This is a genomic window from Chryseotalea sp. WA131a (assembly GCA_025370075.1).
Taxonomy (GTDB): domain Bacteria; phylum Bacteroidota; class Bacteroidia; order Cytophagales; family Cyclobacteriaceae; genus ELB16-189.
In genome coordinates, this window is sequence record CP073016.1 from 775,204 (window position 1) to 800,066 (window position 24,863).

Below are 24,863 nucleotides of genomic sequence, written 5' to 3' on the forward strand. Positions count from 1 at the left end.
AAGTTTTAATTTTAGGATCGTGAAATACAACGCACTCCGTTTACTGAATGTAAAACCCAAAGAGCAAGCACAGGTTGCACTCATGCTCATCATGGGTTTCTTCATGGGCATTTTTGTGGCCACTTATCAAGTAACAGCCGAGTCACTTTTCCTAAGTTCGCTGGGCAAAGATTTGAACAAAGCATTTTTTATTTCAGGCGCATTGGGCATTGCCTTAACGTTGGTTTTCTCCTTTTTCCAGAATAGAGTTCGCTTTGTGCCGCTGGCAGTGGTCAGTTTGTTTTTGATTTTCTTGGCAACCACGGCTCTTCATTACTTTTATCATTACGGTACCGATGAAGTACATCAGAATATCCTTACGCTGATGTATTGCTTATCTGGCCCCATGATTGCCGTTTTGTTGCTTTGCTATTGGGGAATTTTTGGTCGGTTGTTCGACTTTAAACAGTCGAAACGGATTATTGGTTGGATCGATACAGGCCAACTGTTGGCGATCATTCTCGCCAACTTTTTAATTCCTTTGTCCGCTAAACTGTTTCCCGATACATCGGACTATTTGATTGTTTGTGACATCAGTTTGGTGGGCGCAATTATCTGTATGTTGTTGGTCACCATTCGATTTAGCCATGGTAAATTTGAAACAGCAAAGCTTACCCAAGAGATCCGAAGAGAAACCTACTTCGCTAAAATCTTTCAAGATCAATATGTTGTTTTGTTGAGCTTGTTTCTGATTGTTTCAGTGGTTACCCTCAACTTCAATCAATTTGTCTTTCAAAATCTCATCAATCAACAATATCCAAACCAACGCGACCTAACCAACTTCTTGGGTTATTTCAATGGGGTTATTTATTTGCTGAGTTTGTTCATGCAGACTTTTCTGAACGACCGAATTCTTTCCACCTACGGCATCAAAACCTCGTTGTTTATTTTGCCTGTGTTCACGGGGGTGTTGGCCATTGCTTCATTTGTCAGTGGTGCTTTTTTTGGATATGATCTGATCAGTGACCCTAACACATTTATTTACTTTTTTCTTTTTGTGGCCCTTACACGTCTCTTCAATTCCATGATTCGCGACTCGCTGGAAAACCCTGTTTACAAACTTCTTTTTGTTCCTATCGATAGTCGCATACGTTTTGGTGTGCAAGCCAAAGTAGAAGGTGTAATCAGCGAGTTTGGAAGACTGATTGCAGGAGGGTTTATATTCTTGTTCTCGTTGTTTGTTTTCTTTAAGCTTATTTGGATTTCGTTTTTATTGGTTGGACTTTGTGCGGCTTACTTTGTGGTCGTTAATAAACTCCATGCAGGTTATAGAAATAAGATCAGGTCGAAGTTGGAGACAACGGATTATGTGCAAGACAAATTAGAAGTTGGGTACAAACAAATTACCAACAAGTTGGAGCAACGGCTCTCATTCCCAGATACCTCACGTGCTGTTTTTTCGTTTAAGTTGTTGGAAAAAATAGAGCCGGCCGAAGTGTCCACCTGGGTAAATGAGCTGATGAAAAATGATCAAGAGAATGCAAAAGATTTCGCTCAGCGCAGAATGAACGAGATCAAAGGACTTTCGGTTTCAGACAAATATGTAATCAAAGCAGCAGATAAGGATGTTATTGGGGTGGAATCTAAAAAGATGCTAACCGATTTTGATTTGAAAGCCTTGATTTCAAATGGAGGAGATATTACTAAGCACAGAATAAAATCCCTTGCCCGATCAACAGAGCCTAATGACCGGCAATATGCGGCCGAATTGCTTCTGCATTCCTCGTCAGAAGAGAGTGTACTTTACTTAATTGAGTTGTTGTCAGATCCGGAAACCAAGGTGCGTAAAACGGCTATCTCCACCTCAATCAAAGTCAACAATACGGAAGTGATTTTTGCTTTAATCGATAATTTGCCGAATCCGGTTTACAGCAACCAAACCATGAATGCGCTTGTGCTGATCGGAGGCAAGGCTTTGTCTCCTTTAGAAAATGCATTTTATCGAACAGGTCAAAACACGCAAACGGTTCTACGGATCATTCAAGTAATTGGTAGGATAGGTGGGCAGCGGGCAAAAGAATTGCTATGGGCTAAAATCGATTACCCTGATAAGGTGGTTGTTTCTCAAGTGCTCGTTTCGTTAGGGCAATGTGGCTTTAAGGCAGGAGTGTCTCAAATCACCCGCATCAAATATGCAATTGAAACGGACATAGCGGATATTGCCTGGAACTTAAATACGATGGAGGTGCTCGGTCATAATGAGCAGATTGAACGATTGAATAATGCTTTGTTGCAGGAAGATCAACATGATATCGAGCACGTGTACATGTTGCTTTCTATGCTTTATGACACACGTTCTATTCAGTTGGTGAAAGAGAACATCGAGAGTGGCACATCGGAGGGTGTTACCTATGCCATTGAGTTGTTGGATGTTTTCTTGTCAGAGCAGTTGAAAGTAAAAATCATTCCGGTGTTGGATGATTTGAGCAACAATGAAAAAGTTAACCGCTTGGAGATTTATTTTCCGCGCATGCGGCTGGATAGTAAGTTGGCTCTGAAGTTTTTGGTCAACCGTGATTTTACTCAAAACAACCGATGGACAAAAGTGTGTGCGATCGAAGAAATTGGCAAACAAAGAATTGCTGACTTCAAGCTTGATTTGGTGGCACATTTGTTTAACCCAGATCGATTAATATGCGAAATGGCAGGGTGGGCCTTGTATGAAATCGACCCAGGAGAATATTATAAGAATACGATGCGATTGGAAGAGGCTGGTAGGAAATGGTTGGATGGATGCATCATTCCGGGCAAGCAATTGAGATTGCGATTGTTTGAGACGGTAGTGTTTTTCCAAAAACTACCTTTATTCCATGAGGTTTCTGGGGTGGCACTTTCATTTTTGGCTGATATTTCTAAGGAGCAGCGACTTCACGCAAACGAATTTTTGTCAATCGATGAAAAAATCAACAATGACTTTTACATTGTGTATTCCGGATCGGTAAAATATTACGAAAAAGATCAATATCTCGTAGACTTTACATCAGGTCAATTTATTGGCGAAATGATATCGCCCGCAGGGTTTGCCAATTCGAACCTGATCGTTACCAAAGAACAGACCATTCTGCTGAAGATCAACAAGGATCAATTTTATGAATTGATGGCCGATAATGTAAAGTTGGCCGAAAAATTTTTGGAATACGTATGATTTTACCTTATCTAGTCAATTTTGTAGCTATTGGTTGTATTGATTTGTTTTTTGAACTAATTGTGTGCTATAAAATTTTTGAATTGCCCTAATTAAATGGATTAAATAGGCGTAATTGCAAGGTAGGAGAACTCTAAATTATTGAATGGTTAACTATTCTGTCCAAGTTGATGAACAGCAAGATGAATCAGCCGCTTTACCCATAAGCGATAAGTTGACTCAAAACCCCTTTCCGGGGCTACGCCATTTTTCCATGGACGAGTACCATCTCTTCTTTGGCCGCGAGACTCACATTGAAGAAATTTTATTAAAGATTTCTCAGAACAGATCAGTTGCTATATTGGGTTATTCAGGCAGCGGTAAGTCCAGTTTGACGTATAGCGGGCTTATCCCAATGCTCTACGGTGGCTTCATGACCGAAACCAGTCCACATTGGAAAGTGGTTGTCACCCGCCCGGGCAGTGCCCCCATCCGAAATTTAGCCGATTCAATTGTCAAGTTGCTGCTTGAAGAGGGCAGGGTAGTGGAAGGAGATATTAGAATCCAAAAAGCAGTAATCAATTCGGTTTTGCGAAACAGCAGCAATGGATTGGTAGAGGTTACACGGTACATACAAACGCACTTGCGCGAGAATGTTTTCTTTTTGTTTGACCAGTTTGAAGAATTATTCCGATATAGGCACACGGAGAATACCGAGGATGACAACGAGGCACTGGAGTTTGTGAACCTCGTTCTCAACGTTGCTAACCAGCGGTCTGTACCATCGTACGTGGCTATTAACATGCGGGCAGATTACATGGGCAACTGCTCTGTGTTCCCCGGTCTAACTGAATTTATAAATACCAGCACGTATTTGGTTCCGCAATTAACCCGCGAGCAGAAACGGAAAGTGATTGAAGGCCCCGTGGCAGTAGGTGGCGGGCGTATTTCGCAGCGATTGGTTAAAAGATTATTGAGCGATATTGGTGACAACCAAGATCAACTGCCCTTGTTGCAGCATGCCTTGATGCGAACATGGGACTATTGGGCGGCCAATCGCGAGCCAGATGAGCCGATGGATATTCGGCATTACAATGCTATTGGTCAATTATCTCAAGCCTTGTCGCTTCATGCCGATGAAGCCTTTGATGAACTGAATGCCCAAGACCGGGAAATAGCCGAGATTTTATTCAAATCCATTACCGAAAAGAACCAAGAAAACCTAGGCGTAAGAAGGCAAGCCAAAGTTTCACTGGTTGCAGGGTTGGCCGGTGTATCCGATTCACAGGTAATCAATGTGGTGGAGAAGTTTAGGCAAGTAGGCCGTTCATTCTTGATGCCTGCCTATTCTGTTGCGCTCAATGCTGATTCGTTGATTGAACTTTCGCACGAAAGTTTGATTCGTATTTGGACCCGATTGGCGGGCTGGGTGGATGAAGAATTTGAATCGGCACGTATGTACAAACGTGTATCGGATGCGGCTGCCATGTATCAAATCGGAAAAACCGGCTTGTGGCGCCCGCCCGATTTGCAATTGGCACTCAACTGGCAAAAGAAACAAAATCCAACCCGTGCGTGGGCCGAGCGCTATGACATTGCATTTGAGCGAGCCATTGTGTTCTTGGATACCAGCCGCATTACATTTGAGGCCGAGCTCAAAAATCAAGAGATGCTGCAGCGCAGAATGCTGCGCAGGGCCCGAGTTACCAACATTGTTTTAGCGATAGCATTAGTGATTTCCATTGGCTTGTTTTTCTATGGTTTAACTCAAAGCATAGAAGCAGTAAAGCAAGCCGACAAAGCTAAAACTGAAGCAGAAAAAGCTAAACGGGCACAGAAAAAGGCAGAGAGTGCCTCGCAAGAACTGTTAAAACAAACCAAAGAGCTACGAAAGAAAGATGTACAACTTAGAAATAGCGTTACTAAGCTTAGCAGTGCGTTGGAGCAGACCAACCGAGCAAGAAACGAAGCTGCCCGTGAAGCAGAAAATGCGAAACGGCAAGAACAAAATGCTAAAAAGCAAACAGAAATAGCCAACATTAAAAGCGACAGCTTAAAGATAAAATCAGATGAAGCCAACCGGAACTTAGAAAAGGCCAATATCTTATTTTACCTAGCACTTGCCCGCTCGCTCGAGGCTAAATCTGAAAATATCGATAACCAACAACTGGCAGGACTCATTGCTATGCAAGGTTACAATTACCACCAAAAATACCGAGGCAACCAGTACGATCCGTATGTTTTTAGAGGGTTATATTATGCACTCACTAAGCTGAGAGGAACCAATTACAATGCGCTCAAAGTACCTACTGCCAACAATAAATTATTTGCTTTGGCGGTCTCAAAAAAATCTGAAACATTTTATACAAGTGGGAATGATGGAAGAGTGATAATCGGTGACTTTTTACGGATGAATTCAAAACCCACCCCCTATAAAAATACAGGTTATACCAATCAAGTGCTCGCTTTAAGCAAAGATGAAAAGTATCTGGCTGTTGGCAACGATTCAAGTATTGTCGAAGTAATAAATTTGCAAAGCAATGAAAAACCTCTTCAAGTAAAAGGCCATCAAGGATCCATCACTGACATTAAATTCATGCCGGATAATTCAGGGTTTGTATCGGTTTCCTCTGGTGGTACTTTGCGGTTTATGAAACAAAATGAAAGCAAAAGTTATGAAATGCTTTCCTTACCATTTAGTTTAAAGTCGATTGATATTAGTTCGGATAGTCGATGGATTGCGGCAGCCTCGGTAGAAGGAAAATTGATTTTGATAAACATGAAAGACTATTCGTACCGCGAAATTGCCAATGAAACGCCCAATCGGATACTTTCCGTAGCTTTCAACCCCATTAGAACCAATCTACTGGCTTATGGAATGGAGGTAATTAGCCAGCGGAAGGTTGTCCGCGGCATCGTGAAAATGATTGACATTGAAACCAATAAAACCAAAGAACTATCAGGCCATAAAGCGGGTGTGGCCGACTTGAAATTTAGCCCTGATGGTAAACTACTGGCCAGTGCAGGCTTGGATAAAAAACTGCAGATGTGGGTGGTAGACCATGAAGAAGATTTGCCCATTGTGATGGACAACAACAACGGAAATGTTTGGCGCATTGATTTTGCGAACGGATCCGATTACCTACTCGGTTCGTGCAATAATGGAGAAATTCGTGTATGGCCAACCAACATAAAAATGTTAGCCGACCAACTGTGCCCACTGTTAAGCCGCAACATTACAAAAGAAGAATGGCGGACGTATATTGGTGATGAAAAGGAAGTCAAATACGAGGAGACTTGTGCAAAGTCTAATGATTAAAATGTTAAGCATGCAACCCAAGTATTGTTTTTTTACGCTGGTTTTTTTAGTCTATTTTCTATCCATTCATCGAGCTCAAGCTCAAAAAAACTGTGAGGAAACACTGAATGAGGCGCAATTGGAATTTACGGAAGGGCGTTTCTACAATTTACCAGGATTGCTAAAAAATTGTTTAAACAATGGATTCAGCAAAGAACAAAAATTCAGGGCCTACTACTTATTAACACAAGCCTATCTGGTACTGGATAAACACATGGAGGCAGAGAACAGTTACATTATGCTACTCAAAATGAATCCAGAATTTGTGGCTTCTATCGCTCGCGACCCCGTAGAATTATATTATTTAAGTAAAAAATTTACATCACAACCAAAGTTCAATTGGCATGCTAGTTTAGGTATCAATACGTCATTTGTAACTACACTGGCAGATGTTTCCACCTATTCGAGCAAGCCAACCAATACCTCCACGTTGCCAATTGGAATTCCGGTTTTGGCCGCAGGCATGGATTTTAATATTAATAAAAACTTATCCATTTGCACGGAAATCAATTTTTCCCAAAAAGTGCATTCTGCTGAAGATAAGGGTATTTTTACCTACGATGCAATTGTGCGGGACGAGCGGAGTATTTGGATTGACTTGCCGGTTTATTTGAAATACCAACTGGACACTGGTCGCCTGCGCCCTTTTTTCTATGCAGGGTATGCACTCAATGGGTTGGTGTCATCTACGGCAACCCTTTCTTCCACAGATGGCGCAGCCGACAATACTAAGCGACTTGTGCAAGGCGTGGACGTTGACTTTACTCACGGACGAAATGCATTCACCAATTCACTTGTGATAGGTTCGGGAGTCAAATTCAAATGGTCGAAAAGCTTTTTTTATGTGGATTTTCGTTACCTAGTGGGACTCAACAATCTCGTAAAAATTGATAATAATTTTTATAACAAAGATGGTTCTTTGTCAGATGCTATTACAACCTACGGCTACGTAAACCAGTTATTCCGCATGGACAATTTATCAGTACGCTTTGGCTATATCCTGCCGCATTACAATCCACGAAGACTGAAAACAACAAATCCCAAGAGTTTTATCCAAAAAGTGCAATGGTGGAAGAAAAAAACACCTACTAAATGAGAAAGATTTTTGTATTGATCGTAGTACTGAGAATTTTTTGCGGTTGCGATACGCCCGAGGAATTGCAACGGAATCGAACCGACTATTTTTTGAAATTCTACGGTAATGATGGAAATCAAACAGGTGTTGATTTTGTAATGAATGACGATGGAACGTTTGTGCTGGTGGGCAATTCTCAGGAATCTGCAACTTCCGATCTGCAAATATACGTTGTAAAGATTAACCAAAAAGGAGAAGTACTTTGGCAAAATACCTACGGAAGCAATGCCCGTAACGAAGAAGCCAAAGACATTGAATTGCTAAAAAATGGGGAATTGATTATAGCAGGCAATTCGAAACCAAAAAATGTAACCACACAATCCGATGTCTATTTGCTAAAGCTAAATCAAGACGGAGGTTTTGTAGATAGTGTAAGGCAAGGAACAATAACATCGTTTGAAAATGTAAGCTCTGTTACAGAAGTTACAACAGCATCCGATAGCAGTGAGTTAATTGTGGCCGGCTCTATCAGCGGCATATCGGGCAATGCACAAGATACCGATGCCATGCACATGCGTTTTAAGATTGAAAAAAACTTGAACAAATTGAAGCGATTGAGCGAATTAGAATGGAAAACCCGCCCCACGTATCCCAGCTTTGGGTTTCAAGGAGTTGAAAATGCTACCAAGGTAGTTCAATACGACAATAATACGTTTTATGTGTTTGGCAGCAGTAATCAGTTGGGCAAATCCGACTTTTGGTATTATTCCTTAAGCAATAAGGCCAATGCGCCTATCAACAGCACGCTGATCGGTAAATCTGATCAGGACGAAGTATTAACTTCAGTGACCCTCTCCAAAGATCAAACCTCGGTTGTTCTTGCGGGCACCCGGCAGGGTTCTATTGTAACGGTTCTGTTGCGGTTTCCCCTTCTGCCAATCTCTCCCTTTACCCCCACCGATCTCAAGTTGAGTGAAGGCGACCAATACAGCCAACCCCGCTTGGCCATTGGCCAAAGCGGCTATTGGGTAGCTGCCCAAAAAGCAAGCACTAGCAACGGTGATATTGTGGTTGCACGTACGAATGTTGATGGAACTCGCAATTTTGAACACTTATTTGGAGAATCACTCTTAAGTCAATCGGGTTCAGTTGCCGAACTGCCAGATGGGCGGGTGGTAACCATTGGAACCATGGCGTTGGGCGGAGTAGGCAACAATAGCCAATTGAAAATGGTATTTATGAAATTGAACTCAAGCGGTAGATTAGCACCCTAAATGACACCTTTCGGTTACTTTTAATGTTTTTTTTAAATAAAATGTGCTGAAAATTTTAGTTTCTATGGCAACTATTCAACGGAATCAATCAAAACAGTGTTCGCCTTTTTACAAAGTTTTGATGCTTCCTCTTGCCTTCGTAATTTTAATGCAGGTTGATGGAATGGCGGAGTGCGACCCTCCTAATGGGGCCTCTGGAGTTAGTTGTGGACCAGGTTCAGCTACTATTTCTGCCAGTAGCCCCAACCCAGGTACATTCCGTTGGTACGATTCTCCAACAGATGGTACACTATTACGAACCAGCGCTGCTAATGTAACTGCGGACAATTATTCAACTGAGGTTATTATTGTTACTACTACCTTTTACGTTTCATTTAGTGATGGAAGCTGCGAAAGCCCCCGCACACCAGTAGTCGCTAGTGTATTGCCTAATTTATCTGACCCACCATTGGTTTTTAATGCCGCACTATGTGGTCCAGGTTCATTCACCCTTACTGCTAACAGCCCAACTGATGGGAGCAACCCGATCCCAGGAAGGTTTAGGTGGTATAGCGAACCTACTGGCGGCACGCTTCTCCTTCAAAGTTCACCTGACCAGGTGTCAAGTATTTATCCAACAGGTACTATTCTCTCCACAACCACCTTTTATGTTACATTCACAGGGAAATGTACGGAAAGCTCACGAATTCCTATTGTAGCTACCGTAAACATTATTCCGCCCCCACCAGTTCCAATACCAGGCTCCCAATGTGGTGGTGGTAGTGCAAGTGTTTTCCCACTTTACGCTAGTAGTACAGCAGTTAGTGTATTCAATTGGTACACCGCAGGTGGTTCATTCTTGGTGAATAATGACCCCACTCCAACCACTGAATCCACCATTATACCTTCTCCTCTTCCAACTGTTACCACCACCTACCTTGTGGCTGTAGCCGATGCTATAACAGGTTGTGAAAGCACCCGTGTGTCTGTTACTTTTACAGTAAGTACCACTAGTGCCCCTGTTGCACCCTCTTCGGTTGGTGGCTCGCGCTGTGGGCCCGGTAGCGTAACAGTCAACGCAAGTAGCCCTAGCGGCAGCGGAATTTTTCGGTGGTATTCCTCTCCAAGCAGTGCAATATCCCTTCGAACTAGCACAACTGTTGTTTCTAACGATAATTTCAGTACTCCATCAATAACTGCAACTACCGTTTACTATGTAAGTGTTGCCAGAAGTGGATGTGTCAGTAACCGTGCAGCCGTTACAGCCACTTTAAATCCCGTTTCTATACCCCCTGATGTAGTACCTGGCTCACGCTGCGCAACGGGCTCAGCACCAGGCCCAGTAACATTAACAGCAAATAGTTTGAACGGCATCAGTGGTACATTTAGGTGGTACGATGCTCCGTCAGGTGGCACTTTACTGCGTATTAGTTCACCTGGTATTACTAGTGATAATTATACACCGAGCATATCCACAACAACTACTTATCATGTTTCATTTGCTAACAGTACCTGTGCTGAAAGCACCACGCGCACAGCGGTATTGGCCACAGTAAACGCCCGGCCCGCGGTGCCCTCCGTTGTGCAGGGGTCGAGTTGTGGAGGAAGTACAGCAGCACTTAGGGCCTTTAGCGATGTGGCTGGCACATTTAAGTGGTATTCTGCATTAACAGGTGGTACATTATTGCAAACCAGCCCTGAAGGTATATCAAACAACAGCTTTACTCCCTCCACGCTCCCCGCATCAACTACAGATTATTTTGTAACAATAACCGATGCCAACGGATGTGAAAGTAACCCACGTAAATCAGTTCCGTTTTCGATTGATGCAAACGTCCCTGCTACACCCGTTGTTACTCCTCAGGCAAATTGTATAAATCTATCAGTCATTCTCAATGCCAACAGTGGTTCTGCTGGGCCTGGCACATTTCGTTGGTACGATGAGTCCGGCACATTATTGCAAACCAGTGCTTCATCCGTTGCAACGAATGACTATGCCACACCATCACTGAGTGTAACGACTGATTTTTATGTTACTTTTACCAAACCCAATGGCTGCGTAAGCACCCCCCCCACTCCGGTAAAAGCCACCATCAGTTCACCCCCACCACCACCCACCCCCGTGCCGGGCGCACGTTGTGGTCCAGGCATTGTTACACTGTCAGCTAGTAGTTCAGAATCTGGTACTTTTAGATGGTATTCTACTTTAACAGGAGGTTCACCTATCACACCTCATGATGGAGGGAATAACTACACGACTCCTTCATTATCAGCTACTACTACCTTTTTTGTTACCTTTAACAACGGTGCTTGCGAAAGCAGTCCGCGCACGCCCGTTGTAGCTACCATTAATACCTTACCAAATCCACCCTCTGTTATTTCTGGATCGAATTGTGCAGGTAGTATTTCAGCACTAAGCGCTAGTAGTACCATACCTATCACATTTAAGTGGTATTCTGCATTAACAGGTGGTACCTTATTGCAAACTAGCGCTGAAGGTGTATTAACCAATAGTTTTACACCCTCGCCCTCACCGGCATCAACTACGGATTATTATGTTACAAGAACTGATCTAAATGGTTGCGAAAGTAGTCCACGTACCCTTGTCAGTTTTTCAGTGAACCTAGCCTCTCCGATAACACCAACCGTTATTGCCCCACTCGCTCGTTGTGGCCCAGGGCCGGTTACGTTAACAGCCAACTCGGGTAGTGCACAGGGCACTTTCAGGTGGTTCACATCACCTGATGGCGGTATTCCATTTTCCGTTAGTGGTTCGAATGCTGTCTCTCACTCCACGACACTATCCACCTCTGCTACCACCACTTACTATGTAAGTTTCACTGGATCTGTAACCAACTGTGTTAGTAGCCGCGTACCCGTTGTAGCTACCATCAATCCGCTTTCGGTTGCTTCTTCGGTAGTGCCAGGCCAACGCTGTGGAGCAGGTTCAGTAACACTTTCTGCCACAAGTTCTACTTCAGGCATTTTCAGATGGTTTACAGTTTCCACGGGTGGTATTCCCGTGCAGCAAAGTTTATCTCCCCAAACGTCCACTACTTTTGTAACACCTTCTTTGAATTCATCAGCTCTCTACTATATTACGTTCGACAACGGTATTTGTGGTGAAAGCACACCACGAACACCCGTAACCGCCTCCATTGTTTCAGGTCTTCCACCAACCATTGGAGCTCTGCAGCCGCGTTGTGGATCTGGTACTGTTACGCTTTCAGCTACTGCAGCAGTTTCAGGAACCTTCAATTGGTTTACAACTTTGACGGGCGGCACTCCCGTACAAACTAATGCGAATGTAACATTTGATGCTTATGTCACACCTGTCTTGAACAGTTCAACTACTTATTATGTAACGCACACTGCCAGTGGATGTGAAAGCGCACGCATTCCGGTTGTCGCTTCTATTGCCTTAAAGGCCAACTTTGATTGGGTGGGAATTTGCAACGGAAACTTTACTAAGTTTATTGATAAAACAGAGGTAGCTCAAGGCTCTGTATTGTCTTACACCTGGCAGTTTGGCGATAGTATAATCAGCAACCCCATTGGTGTAAATATAAACGATGATTTGCCATTAATTACACACAGTGGTTTTACGAGAGGAACCTATAAAAATCCGCAGCACCAATTCCTAAATGTTCAGGAATACCCGGTAGTGCTTACAGCCTCCATAGGTTCCAGCTGCCAAGATATAGTAACAAAAACGGTACGAATATTGGGAGTTACAAAGGTGGGTGAATCTGTGGAATGGAGTGCCACCAAAAAAGATTTTGGATGGTTTTCCCAAGCTTTAGCGGATACGCTGAACGATTGGCGATTAGCTTCCTCCATTAATGGGAAACAAATTAAAACCAATGAGTTATCTTGGTGGACGGGTGGTAACAAAAAAAATACTTTAGAGAATTCGTACCAAAACAACCAGTCAGCCGCAATTAACATCGATCAGTGTTTGGATATAAATAGCTTGAAACGACCAATGATTTCCCTTAACTACTGGTCAGATTTTGAACTTAACTCAGACGGTGCAGTGGCACAATATTCTATCGATAACGGCACTACGTGGGAAATTGTTAAAATAGATTCCTTGGAGGATGCCGGTATCAATTGGTTCAATGGAAAAACAATTCTGGCGAACCCTGGGCAGCAAAAAATACAAGTTCCGTTTCTGTCTTTGGGTTGGACTGGCAGAACTAAAGGCTGGAGAAGAGCCGCTTATAATTTAGATATGATTCCTAAAGAAAAGAGAGATACAGTACGCTTTAGAATAGCGATGGCTACTGGAAGTATCAATCAGAATGATAATGAGGGTAATCTTGTTTACGAAGGATTCGCTTTTAACAATATGTACATCGGTGAAAAAAAACGTCAAGTGTTGGTGGAACATTTCACCAATTCAAAAGACGTTGCAAGTCAAAAAGCAGATGCTTACCTAGATGCCTTATTTAAAAGACAAGAATTATTGCGGGGTGTTGGAAATGCGGATTTCAACTCGATACGTTATTATATAAGAAACGGAAATACTGATGATGACCCCTTCCATTTAGATAACGCTACAGACCCTAGCCAACGTGCAGCCGTGTATGGAGTCACGAGACCTCCCTCTACTTTTATGGGCGGACGCTCTTTTGGTAACATTACAAATAATATTGCTACAAATTTTAATTACAAAGTAATTGACCGAAGGGCGCTGCTGCCGCCTAAATTTACCCTCCAATTAGACACCGTGGCAACAGGTAATTCTACAACCATCACTCCCAGACTTACCATTACTTCGGATACGATTGTAAATGCTTCGTTGGTGGCGCAAGTGGCATTAATTGAAAACAACGTAAAAGAGGAAAAATACGGCTCGCGTACTTATCAAAATGTACTTCGAAAATTATTGTTTGGGAGTGACCCAACCAAGCGAGACGGTGTAAATATCAGCAGCAACTATTTCAATAATGCAGGGATCACGCGCACCGTTGAGCAAACTGTTGACATCGATACGTACATATCGAATGGTAACAACCTAATGCTAGTGGGTTTTGTACTAGATAATCTAACTGGAGAGAACTATCGAAGCGTAATTATAACTGCACCAAAAAAAGTTGGTAAAAAAATGGACCCTATTACGGGATTGGATGACACTTCACTTGAACCCCATCCACTCAAGATGTATCCTAATCCAGTCGCTAACGGTAAATTGTATCTCAGCGTACCCCAAGAATTTCTACCAACAGGAAATTGGAAAATTGCAGACCAGCGAGGTGTTTTTGTTGAGAAGGGTGATTTTGAAAGCACGGTGGAAGGAACCAAGTCGATCGATGTTTCGCAACTGGCCAACGGGATTTATTTTGTTTGGATTAGTGCTGAGGGCAAAACTCCTGTTTACCGAAAATTAGTGATTATCAACCGACAGTAACTTTCTGCTGAAGCTCTTTCAAGTGATTCATTTCAAAGGTGAGTGCCTTTATAAAGGCATTCACTTTGTCAACAAAAGCGGGCGCCACTGTGTCTAGCTTAGAGGAGTTTTCAATTTCAATGGCTTGATTTTTTATATCCTGTAAACCCAATAAGGACAGTGACGATTTTATTTTGTGCACCACATCGGCTACCTCTTTCCAGTTATTATTTTCAAGGAATATCTTTATTTGGCGTAAATGCTCGGGAATGGTGCCAGTGAATGTATTCACAATTTCATTTATAAACTCTTGATCGTTATTGGACACAGTTTTAAGATAGCTGAAGTCAATTTTAGATTTTTCGCTTTTTCGATCCTTTTTATCAACGGAGATGGGTGGAGAGGAAACGGGTACGGCCACCGGCCGGTACCTGTTTAGCACTTTGAAGAGATCGTCTGGGGTAAATGGTTTGGTAATGCAGTCATCCATTCCTTCTGCCAGGCATTTTTCACAATCTTTGCGCGTGGCATTGGCAGTAAGGGCTATGATAGGAATATTTTTTTTATCCGCATCTACGAGAGACCGTATGGATTTAGTGGCTTCAAATCCATCCATTACAGGCATTTGTACATCCATCAATACTGCGTTGAAAAATTCGTTCGTAACCTTTTCAACAGCTACGAATCCATTTTCGGCCACCACGGTAATACAGCCCCAATTTTTTAAAATAGTGGTGGCGTATAAGCGATTGATTTCATTGTCTTCTACCAACAGTACCCGCATGCCGCGTAGCGTTCTTTCGGCTTTACTTTTAAGGGTGTACGAATGTAAATTGGATGATTTGAGGGCACTGATTTCGTACGGTAGATTGAACGAAAAGGAAGAACCTTCATCGACCACACTTTTCACTGAAACTTGCCCTCCCTGCAATTCCACTAATTGTTTTACAATCGTGAGCCCCAAACCTGTGCCGCCATATTTCCGGGTAACACTTGTATCTGCTTGGCTAAAACTTTCAAAAATAGTGATGAGTTTGTCTTCTGGAATTCCAATGCCGGTATCATGTACTTCAAACTGTAAGTGAATAGTCCTTTTATCTAGTTTACTCACATTACATTTTATGCGAATGCCTCCGCGTGGCGTAAACTTTAACGCATTGCTGATTAGGTTGATGAGAATCTGATTTAACCGCACGGGGTCACCAATAATAAATTGATTGGCATTTGGATCTAAGTCAAATTCAAGGGTTATTCGTTTTTCGCGCGCTTGGTGGTCAAAAGTGCTCTTAAGTGATTTAAACATGTCACTTAAGTTAAATGCAATTTTTTCAAACTTTAATTTTCCTGATTCAATCGAAGCAAGGTCTAGAATATCATTGATGATAACTTTAAGGTTTTCAGAAGCACTTTGGATGGCGCTGAGGTACAAAGAGCCCTCGAGATCACTAGGGTTTTGTGTGAGTAATGCTGCCATGCCGGCAATCCCATTGATGGGTGTGCGAATTTCATGGCTGATGTTGGCGAGAAATTGCTCTTTGGCCCTTTGGGCACGTTGCAATTCCTCTGCATCTTTTTTTCGTTGTGTAATATCGCGGCAGTCCAGTATAAAACCATTAATCTTTTCACGGATCTTCAAATTAATGGAATTGAATTCTAAGTGTTTGTAAGATCCATTTTTACATAAAAATTGAAATTCAATTCCCTCTTGGAAATGCTTACGTTTAATACTATTAAATTTTTGAACCAGGGCTACACGTGTGCCGGGCAACACATAGTCAAAGAAATTTTTATTGATCAGGCTCTTTGCTTTGTACCCAAGCGTACCTTTAACGGAGTTATTGTGGTACAATATTTTCCCATTGTAATCAACTATAAAAATTAGATCAGAACCATCTTCCACTACTGCGCGGAAGAAGCCACCTTTCATAACGTAGGATGCTAGTGAACTCATTAGATACCGGCTTGTTCCATTTCTTTTAAGTAACGATAGATAGATGATTTGCCAATGTCCAGCCGCATGGCAACTTCCATTACATTATCATTATACTTTGTTAAATAATTCCGGATGATGTGATAATTGTATTCTTGTAAGGTCATCTCTTTCAGCAAAAACATGTTTTCGCTTACCATATTATTGAAGGCGATATCCTTGGCTTGTAACTCTACACCATCTGACATAACAGCGGCTAAATCAATTACTGATTTCAATTCACGAACATTGCCAGGATACGGATACTTCAGCAACTTCTCTTGTGCCTCGTTGCTGATTTTTATTTTGGCCATGTGGTTCTCTTTCGCGAATTGATTTAAGAAATGTTTGGCCAACAAAAGAATATCTTGACCTCGTTCGCGCAGAGGGGGAACCAAGATGGGCAACCCTAGCAGGCGGTAGTACAAATCTTCGCGAAAGGTTTTGTTCTTTACCTCATCTTGCAAATTGCGGTGAGTGGCCACCAGCACGCGCACATCTAGTTTAATCACTTGGTTGCCGCCCACACGAGTAAGTTCTTTTTCTTGCAATACACGCAGCAGTTTTGCTTGTAGATTAATGTCCATCTCACCAATCTCATCCAAAAAAATAGTACCCCCTTCGGCTTCTTCAAATTTACCTATCCGCCTTTGAATAGCACCTGTAAAAGCACCCTTCTCGTGCCCAAACAACTCACTCTCGATTAGATCGCGTGGAATGGCGGCTACGTTAACCGTAACAAATGGTTTGTTCTTCCGCTTCGAGTTGTAATGAATGGCCTTTGCTGCCAGTTCTTTTCCCGTTCCCGTTTCCCCGGTAATGCTCACGGTGATCTGTGTTTTCGCTGCTTTCTCTAGCAAGTCAAATATCTTTTTGATGGCGCTGCTATTGCCGATAATGCTTTTTTCAAATTCGTACTTAACTTCAATTTCTTGCTTGAGTCGATCGATTTCCCGAATCAAGAAAGTCTTGTTGCCGGCATTGCGTATCGAGTTTAGTATCCGGTCTTTGGCTTCTTCATCTTTGGTGATGTAATCAAAAGCTCCCAATTTCAAGAGTTCAACAGCCGTCCCTATTTTCTCTTGTGCCGATACAATGATAACGTTGATGTTTGGATCAAATTCCCGAATAGCCTTCAATACTTTTTCTCCCGACATATCGGGCAATGAATAATCCAGTGTAATAACACTTGGTTTTTTGTGCAGTTGGTTGAGGCATTCTTTGCCACTGGTGAAAAAGTCAACTTCAAAATCGGGGTTTAGTGAGAGCACATACCGCATAAATTTGGTATAGGCGGGGTCGTCTTCAACTACAAAAATGCTAATCGGGTCTTTTTCGTACATATGTTTGTTTGACGAAGGAAAGAAACGGAAAAAATTTTAAAATCCAGTTTTAATTTCCCAAATTTAGAATTCTATTCCGATATGGTAAACGAATTTTATAAACTGAACAATCAAGAAACAGAGCTTGTTTTGAAAGCCCCATTATTGGTTTGTATTCTGATTGCCGGTGCAGATGACCAAATTGAAAGAAAAGAAATCAAAAAGGCGATTGCAGTCACCCAAGAAAAACAACTCAAATCAAAATCCAGGCTTACGGAATGTTATCGATTGATGGCCGAAGATTTTGAAGATAAATTGAAGGTGTTGATTCAAGGTTTCCCGCCAAGGGCTACTGACCGAAATCCTGCAATTGTTAAAGAACTTTCTCAGTTAAGTGCGATTCTTAAAAAGATAGAACCTAGCCTTGCCCGTGAATTTTACAAAAGCTTGCGCGAGATAGCCCACAAGGTAGCGCAATCATCGGGCGGGCTGCTTGGACTTAATTCGATAGGAGCGGAAGAGGCAAAGTTTATTACCTTGCCGATGATTGACGAGCCTGTCTAGTTATAAAGAAGTTCATGCCCAAATCAAAAAGTGTTTACACCAGTTCGGCACTTCCGTTTCAATTGGTATTTATCATGTGGCTCACCTTCACCGTTGAGCTTTTTCTACACATCAATCTTGGTTTTTTGGGCATCAAGCCGCGCAGTTTGTGGGGTTTGGTTGGCATTTTTACAGCACCCATGGTGCACGGAAATTACCTGCACCTGCTTTCCAATACCTTCCCGCTACTGTTTTTAGGCACGTTGCTCTTTTTCTTTTATGACCGCATTGGCCGCATTGTTTTTTTTCGTGGCTACTTTGTTACCAATCTATTGGTTTGGATTTTTAGCCCTCGGCCATCCTATCATATTGGTGCCAGCGGGTTGATCTATTCATTGGCTGCGTTTCTTATTATGTTTGGCTTTCTGCGACAAGATTTTTTGTCGTTGCTGATTTCGATTGGGGTGGTGATCGCCTATGGTGGAATCTTCTATGGTGTGTTGCCAACCGATCCGTACGTATCGTGGGAATCTCATTTGGCAGGTGCCTTGGTTGGTGTGGTTACAGCCTTTAACTTGGCAGATAAAAAAAGGATTCGATATAACTAAAGGGATGTTAGATTTAAGATTTGAGATGTTAGATTTGAGAATGCCTGATTACCACATCACTTAGTCCTAAGCCCCAATCCCCTTTCCCTAATGAACCAATAACCACTCCCTAAATGGACGCAGCAGCTAAATCGATACTGGATAATTTAAAGGCTAGAAAGTACGAGCCTGTTTACGTTTTGCAAGGCGAAGAGACCTTCTATATCGATTTGATTGCCAATTATATTGAAGCCCACGTTTTAAATGAATCGGAGAAGTCTTTTAACCAAGTGGTGCTGTACGGCAAAGATGCTCCGGTAAATGTGATACTCACCAATGCCAAACGCTTTCCCATGATGGCCGAACGCCAAGTGGTGATTGTGCGCGAAGCCCAAGATATTCCAGATCTGCAAAAAGAAGCGGGTGCTAAGTTGCTTTTAGATTACGTCTCTCGACCAGTGCCTTCCACCATTTTAGTGCTTTGCCACAAACACAAAACATTGGACAAGCGCAAGGAGTTGGGCAAAAAACTCGATAAGCTTCCGGGTGCCGCCACTTTCAAAAAAATATACGACAATCAGTTGCCTGATTTTATTTCAAGCTATGTAAAGGAGAAAGGTTGTAAGATAGATGCCGATGCCGTGCAAGTATTGGCAGAGTATGTGGGCACCGATTTGAATAGAGTTGCCAACGAAATCGATAAGGTGTTGATCAGTGCTGAAAAAGGAGAATCAATTACCACCACCAAAGTGATGGCACAAGTGGGCATTAGCCGCGAGTATAACATTTTCGAATTGCAAAAGGCATTGCTTCAACGCGATGTTTACAAGCTTGCCAAAATTGTTCATTATTTTGAGGGCAACCTCAAAAAGAACCCCATCATCCCAATGGTGGCTTACTTGTTTTCGTTTTTCAGTAAAGTACTAGCGGCACATGGCACTGCAGATAAGAGCGAACGTGGCCTTGTTACAGCATTAAAAATCAGCCCGTTTGCTGCAAAAGATTACAGCTTTGCTTTACAGCGATTTTCAGTCAACCAAGTCATTCGAAATATCTCTCTATTGAAATCAACCGATCTGAAATTGAAAGGTGTGAACGTGGGCAGCGAAGATGAAAGCGAGATTTTGAAGGAGTTGGTGTTTCAGTTGATTATCTGATAGTTGAAGAGATTTTTCGAGCAAATGAAGCAAGTTCAAGCAACACTTTAAGGCTTATTTCATTTAAACTTTCTTCATGTTTCTCTATACAAACATTGATTTCAAATTTGTATTTTTGGGTGCGTGTGGTTCTAAACTATTTTTTGCGCAAATGATATTTTTTAAACGATTGTCTGCAATAACAGATGTCTTACCAAGTTTTGTTAGAAAAAGTGGCATGATCAAAATTTATGTTGCATGCGTGGCGTTGGCGCTTAGCGGCCTGCCTGCCAAGCTATATTCGCAAGAGTTACTGACTCAGCAAAAAGAAGAGCATTTTTACAAGAAGGGGATTGAACTGATGGACCGAAGTCAGTTTGGGGCCGCGCTTGAAAATTTTTCGGAGTATATTTCATTGCATCCGGCCAGCGATATAAAAACAATTGACGCTGAGTATTATGTGGCCTTTTGTGCACTCAATCTGTTTCACACCGATGCCGAAAAATTGTTTAGCAACTTTATTGTTAAACACCCAGCACATCCCAAAGCCGTGCTGGCCAATTTCGATCTGGCCAATTTCTTCTACAATGAAAAGAACTATAAAAAATCAGCTATCTATTTTGGAAAAGTTGGTTTTTCTGAAATGACGGCTGAACAACAAAATACGGGGAGATTTCGCTGGGGCTATAGTTTGTTTACGCAGAAGTTATTGAAAGAATCTCTTGAGCAATTCAATGCCATCAAATCACAGGGCGGACAATATGGGCCTGCCGCGAGTTACTATGCTGGTTTTGTGGAATATGGCCAAGCGGATTTCGACAATTCGTTAACAGATTTAAAACGAGCGGAGAAGAATGAATCCTACGCCAAAGTGGTTCCTTACCTCATCGTCAATGTCTATTATAAAAAGAAAAGTTATGATGAACTCTTGGCTTATACTGCTGCACTTAAATCAACGGAAGGACTAACGAATGGAGATGAGATTGCCCTGCTTTCCGCGGAAGCGTATTACAAAAAGAAGGATTATAAGAATGCCCTGGAAGGTTATAACCAGTATTTAAAGGGCAAAGAAGAGACTGCCGACAAAGGCGTATTGCTGCGGGCGGGTTATGCTGCCTTTGTATTGAATCAAGATACACAAGCCATTACCTATCTCAAGAAATCCTTCACCGGCAAAGATTCGGTTGGGTGTTATTCCGCTTATTATTTGGGTTCATTATATCTCAAGCAAAACCAAAAGCCGATGGCGCTGGCCAGTTTTGATATTGCCAGAAAGTACTTTTCGGATAAACAATTGGTAGAAGAATCATCGTTTATGTACGCCAAGGTATCCTACGATATGGGCCGATCCGATCAAGCCATTGTTGAATTTGAAAAGATGTTGAAAGGATTTCCGGGAAGTGTGCATATCACCGAAATCAAAGAGTTGCTTTCACAAGCGTATGTGAATGCCAACAATTTTAACAAAGCGATTGAATACATTGAATCGCTGCCAACCCGAAGCGTAGCGGTGGAGCGTGCTTATCAAAAGGCCACTATGCTAAAGGGCTTGGATCTGTTTAACAAAGAAGATTATTTGCAGGCGGGTGAATTTTTTGAGCGATCGCTGAAGTACCCGGTCGATCTGGATTATGTGGCCGAAGCAAGTTTTTGGAATGGCGAAGCACTATCGATCAATAAAAAATACAACGAGGCATCTGCATCGTATTTGCGGATTGTAGAATTGGACGGGTTTAAGAACGTTGACCTTCTGATGAAAGTACGATATGGACTCGGCTATTGTTTTTATAATCTCGAGCAGTACGATAAAGCACTTTTCAACTTCAAGGAGTTCGTCAATAAATCCCCGAAAGGGCAGCCTAATTTAGCAGATGGTGCGTTGCGCCTGGCCGATTGTTACTATGTTTCAAAAGCTTACAACGAGGCGCTTACCAATTATCGAAAGGCCATTGGATTCAATTCTTCTGATAATGATTATGCGCATTTGCAGGTTGGTATTATATTAGGAATCCAACAACAATATGCCGAAGCTTCGAATGAGCTAACGTTGGTCATCAAAAATTATCCACAATCAAGTTTAATAGATGAGGCTTATTTTCAACGCTCGCAATTGGATTTTGAGCAAGGCAAGTATGCTACTGCGGTGGAAGGGTATTCTAAATTGATTGCATCGTACCCAACCTCTAAGTTTACGCCTTATGCCTACACGCGCAGAGCGGCATCGTATTTTAATTTAAAAGATTATAATAAAACATCGGACGACTACATCAGTGCGATTAAAAATTATCCAAATCACCCTGCTGCCAAAGATGTGTTGTTGCCTTTGCAAGAGTCACTAAACTTGGCAGGTCGCTCGGCAGAGTTTGATCAAAACTTCGAGTTGGTAAAGAAGGCCAGCCCCGATGCGAAAGGAATTGAATCGGTAGAGTTTGAGACGGCCAAGAATTTATACTTCAATGAAGATTACAGCAAAGCCATTGTTAGGTTTGGTGCATACATTAGCAATTATCCGCAAAGCCCACGGCTGGCCGATGCAAAATATTATCAAGCTGAATCGTATTACCGAACCAAAGAATTGGCCAAGGCGCTAGCGATTTATACCGATCTTTCACCCGATCAATCGTTTCCATTTGCCAATCGGGTAACGGGTCGCATGGCCGATATTGAGTTTAAGCAAGCCAAGTATGAGTTGGCCATTCCGCATTTTCAAAAATTGGCACGTGTAGCCGCTAACAAAAAAGAACAGTACAGTGCTTGGAACGGGTTAATGGAGTCGCATTATCATTTAGCGCAGTATGATTCTTCAAAAAAGTATGCCGAATCGATTTTGGAAAAGGGAAGTGTAAATGCAGGGTCCTCAAACAAAGCGGTTTTATTCTTGGGCAAGATTGCCAAGGCCAAAGGGGATTTTGAATCAGCCAAAGATGAGTTTATCAATACGATAAACTCTGCGCAAGATGAATATGGTGCGGAGGCCAAGTATGAGTTGGGCGACATTTTCTATCAAACCAAAGATTACAAGCAATGCTATGCCACGCTGGTAAGTTTAAATACAGACTTTGCTTCCTACACCGATTGGGTTGGCAAATCGTATTTGCTGTTGGCGGATAATTACTTGGCACAAGGCGATTCGTTTAATGCGAAGGCTGCCCTAAATTCACTCATTAGCAGCTTTCCACAAGAGAATGTAAAGGCACAAGCCCGCGAAAAATTGAATAAGATAGAAGCCGCAGAAATCAAAAGGACACAATCATTAAAAGCAGATTCACTCGATGATGGCAATTAATAAAATAGGCATAGGGTATAATAGGGCATTGGGCATTAGGCATTGGGGGTTTTCGGCAAAAGGACTGCCTACTGCCTACTGCCTATTGGCTACTTTTTTTCTACTGCTATCATTTGCAACAATCGCCCAAGACCAAGGAGAAATCCAAAAAGTAGAATACGAGATTGTAAAGTATCGTGAAATAAAATTACCGCAGGCCAACCGCAATTTTGGTAAAGTGCCGCCTCGCCCGGCTGAGCCAATTAAACCAGAGATTGTTTATAATTTTAAGAACCTTTCATTTAGCACACCGGATTATAATCCGGCTGTTCGCCCGATGAAACTCAAGGCAGAGCCTATCTCCAAAATCTACGGCAACTACATCAGTGCCGGTTTCGGAAATTATGTATCTCCTTATTTGGAAGCCTACCTCACCAACAAGCGAGACAAGAATAAATTCTATGGGTTAAAATTGTTCCACCATAGTTTTGGTAGTGGCCCAATAGGTGAGGGTAATTCAGCCAGTGGTCGAACACAACTAAAGGCTTTTGGCAAAATCATGACCTCCAACATATCGGCTGGTGGTTTTTTAGCTTTTGAAAATCAATCAAACAAATTTTATGGCACCGTGCCCTCGGTTTACACAGGCAATGCCGCCCAGCAGAGCTACTCAACGTTTAGTTTGGGTGCCGATATTGCCAACGCCAATAAATCAGATTTTAATTACGGATTGAAAGGCGGCTTTAGTTATTTGAAAGATAATTTTAGCTCCTCGGAAAATGAAATAAGTCTCAACTTTACAAGTAATTACAATATTAATGAAGGCAAAAAGATAATTGTAGATGCCGATTATTTTTTGATGCATCGAAAAGGAGAAAATGTGGTTTCCAGAGTGCGCCATGTTTTTAAAATTAAACCATCGTATCGCTTTTCGCCAATCGAAAACCTAGACCTATCTATTGGGTTTAATACCGCTTTTGAAAACGATACGCTCGGCACCGAAAAATCATTTCGTTTCTATCCAAACGTGCAAGCCAACTACACACTTTCAGAAGGGGTTCAAGTATATGGAGCACTCACTGGAGACATCGATCGGGTTTCGTTGCATTCGCTTTCGCGAGAAAACACCTGGATCAATGAAAATGTTGGCCTGAATAACACCAATCGCTCTATTGAATTGTTGGGTGGCCTTCAAGGAAAATTTTCAGGTAAGTTGGCTTATCACGCGGGGTTATCCATTTCAAATTTAAAGAACTTGTACTTTTATCAAAATGACTTCGTCAATCCAGAAAAGTTCGATGTGGTTTATGATGAAGGGAACGTAAAACGAACCAATCTTTTTGGTGAGTTGGGGTACTCATCAGCACGATCAGTCAAATTAGTTTTGCGTGCAGATTATTTTGGGTATTCCACAGACAAAGTTATCACGGCCTTTCATCGCCCAACCTACCGAGTAAGTTTTAATTCTACATTCAATCTCTATAACAAATTGGTTTTTGATATTAATATGATTGGCCAAGGCGGCATGAAGGGGCTAGGGTACGAACCACCTCTATCTTCTATTGCTCGCAGTGTGGTAGATATTCCTTCGGCTTTTGATTTAAATGCGAAAGCCACTTATTTAGTATCAAATCAGTTTTCGGCCTTTGCGTCTTTTAACAATATTTTAAACAACAATTACCAACTGTATCTGTACTATCCTGCACGCGGGTTTCAGGCCATGGTAGGTGCCAGTTTAAGTTTTTAGGTAGCATATTTAAAAGAAATTGCGTTATTTGTAAGTAATAATAGCTCTAACTA

The 24,863-nt window shown here is 42.1% G+C and carries 12 protein-coding genes; 10 read left to right on the plus strand and 2 right to left on the minus strand.

What is annotated here, in order from left to right; genetic code table 11:
- Positions 1 to 19: 19 nt before the first annotated feature.
- The 5 genes from KA713_03630 (at position 20) to KA713_03650 (ending at position 14,262) form a co-directional block, all read left to right on the plus strand.
- Positions 20 to 3,184, plus strand: coding sequence for a cyclic nucleotide-binding domain-containing protein (locus KA713_03630; protein UXE67706.1), 3,165 nt, complete (start codon positions 20 to 22; stop codon positions 3,182 to 3,184).
- Between the two features lie 145 nt (positions 3,185 to 3,329).
- Entirely contained in the window at positions 3,330 to 6,482 is a 3,153-nt protein-coding gene (locus KA713_03635) for a High-affnity carbon uptake protein Hat/HatR (protein UXE67707.1), read from the plus strand.
- Positions 6,475 to 7,617, plus strand: coding sequence for a PorT family protein (locus KA713_03640; GenBank protein UXE67708.1), 1,143 nt, complete (start codon positions 6,475 to 6,477; stop codon positions 7,615 to 7,617). The genes KA713_03635 and KA713_03640 overlap by 8 nt, the downstream gene beginning before the upstream one ends.
- Positions 7,614 to 8,870, plus strand: a complete 1,257-nt coding sequence (locus tag KA713_03645; GenBank protein UXE67709.1) for a hypothetical protein — start codon at positions 7,614 to 7,616, stop codon at positions 8,868 to 8,870. Before KA713_03640 ends, KA713_03645 begins: the two co-directional genes overlap by 4 nt.
- Positions 8,871 to 8,934: 64 nt before the next feature.
- Positions 8,935 to 14,262 carry a T9SS type A sorting domain-containing protein gene (locus KA713_03650; protein ID UXE67710.1) on the plus strand — a complete coding sequence of 1,776 codons (5,328 nt, stop codon included), beginning with the start codon at positions 8,935 to 8,937 and terminating at the stop codon, positions 14,260 to 14,262.
- Here the strand turns inward: KA713_03650 and KA713_03655 are convergent.
- Positions 14,249 to 16,192 carry a response regulator gene (locus KA713_03655; protein ID UXE67711.1) on the minus strand — a complete coding sequence of 648 codons (1,944 nt, stop codon included), beginning with the start codon at positions 16,190 to 16,192 and terminating at the stop codon, positions 14,249 to 14,251. The genes KA713_03650 and KA713_03655 overlap by 14 nt on opposite strands.
- Complete coding sequence (locus KA713_03660) at positions 16,192 to 17,553, minus strand: sigma-54-dependent Fis family transcriptional regulator (GenBank protein ID UXE67712.1); 1,362 nt, start codon at positions 17,551 to 17,553, stop codon at positions 16,192 to 16,194. The genes KA713_03655 and KA713_03660 overlap by 1 nt, the downstream gene beginning before the upstream one ends.
- A gap of 81 nt (positions 17,554 to 17,634) precedes the next feature.
- Here KA713_03660 and KA713_03665 point away from each other — a divergent pair, with 81 nt between their 5' ends.
- The 5 genes from KA713_03665 to KA713_03685 all read left to right on the plus strand — a co-directional run bounded on the left by KA713_03665 (position 17,635) and on the right by KA713_03685 (position 24,810).
- Positions 17,635 to 18,096 carry a hypothetical protein gene (locus KA713_03665; protein UXE67713.1) on the plus strand — a complete coding sequence of 154 codons (462 nt, stop codon included), beginning with the start codon at positions 17,635 to 17,637 and terminating at the stop codon, positions 18,094 to 18,096.
- Between the two features lie 74 nt (positions 18,097 to 18,170).
- Positions 18,171 to 18,683: a rhomboid family intramembrane serine protease gene (locus tag KA713_03670; protein ID UXE69016.1), complete on the plus strand. Its 513-nt coding sequence runs from the start codon at positions 18,171 to 18,173 to the stop codon at positions 18,681 to 18,683.
- Between the two features lie 113 nt (positions 18,684 to 18,796).
- Positions 18,797 to 19,819: a DNA polymerase III subunit delta gene (gene holA / locus KA713_03675; GenBank protein UXE67714.1), complete on the plus strand. Its 1,023-nt coding sequence runs from the start codon at positions 18,797 to 18,799 to the stop codon at positions 19,817 to 19,819.
- 76 nt (positions 19,820 to 19,895) lie between these two features.
- The gene (locus KA713_03680) at positions 19,896 to 23,084 is read left to right on the plus strand and encodes a tetratricopeptide repeat protein (GenBank protein UXE67715.1); all 3,189 of its coding nucleotides are present in this window, start codon (positions 19,896 to 19,898) and stop codon (positions 23,082 to 23,084) included.
- Complete coding sequence (locus KA713_03685) at positions 23,071 to 24,810, plus strand: hypothetical protein (GenBank protein UXE67716.1); 1,740 nt, start codon at positions 23,071 to 23,073, stop codon at positions 24,808 to 24,810. Before KA713_03680 ends, KA713_03685 begins: the two co-directional genes overlap by 14 nt.
- The last annotated feature ends 53 nt before the right edge of the window (positions 24,811 to 24,863 follow it).

Excerpts from the sequence above, each read along its gene's own strand:
- KA713_03635 (UXE67707.1), top strand. The coding sequence starts at position 3,330 with ATGGTTAACTATTCTGTCCAAGTTGATGAACAGCAAGATGAATCAGCC.
- KA713_03640 (UXE67708.1), top strand. The coding sequence starts at position 6,475 with ATGATTAAAATGTTAAGCATGCAACCCAAGTATTGTTTTTTTACGCTG.
- KA713_03645 (UXE67709.1), top strand. The coding sequence starts at position 7,614 with ATGAGAAAGATTTTTGTATTGATCGTAGTACTGAGAATTTTTTGCGGT.
- KA713_03650 (UXE67710.1), top strand. The coding sequence starts at position 8,935 with ATGGCAACTATTCAACGGAATCAATCAAAACAGTGTTCGCCTTTTTAC.
- KA713_03655 (UXE67711.1), bottom strand. The coding sequence starts at position 16,192 with ATGAGTTCACTAGCATCCTACGTTATGAAAGGTGGCTTCTTCCGCGCA.
- KA713_03660 (UXE67712.1), bottom strand. The coding sequence starts at position 17,553 with ATGTACGAAAAAGACCCGATTAGCATTTTTGTAGTTGAAGACGACCCC.
- KA713_03665 (UXE67713.1), top strand. The coding sequence starts at position 17,635 with ATGGTAAACGAATTTTATAAACTGAACAATCAAGAAACAGAGCTTGTT.
- KA713_03670 (UXE69016.1), top strand. The coding sequence starts at position 18,171 with ATGTGGCTCACCTTCACCGTTGAGCTTTTTCTACACATCAATCTTGGT.
- holA (UXE67714.1), top strand. The coding sequence starts at position 18,797 with ATGGACGCAGCAGCTAAATCGATACTGGATAATTTAAAGGCTAGAAAG.
- KA713_03680 (UXE67715.1), top strand. The coding sequence starts at position 19,896 with ATGTTTCTCTATACAAACATTGATTTCAAATTTGTATTTTTGGGTGCG.
- KA713_03685 (UXE67716.1), top strand. The coding sequence starts at position 23,071 with ATGATGGCAATTAATAAAATAGGCATAGGGTATAATAGGGCATTGGGC.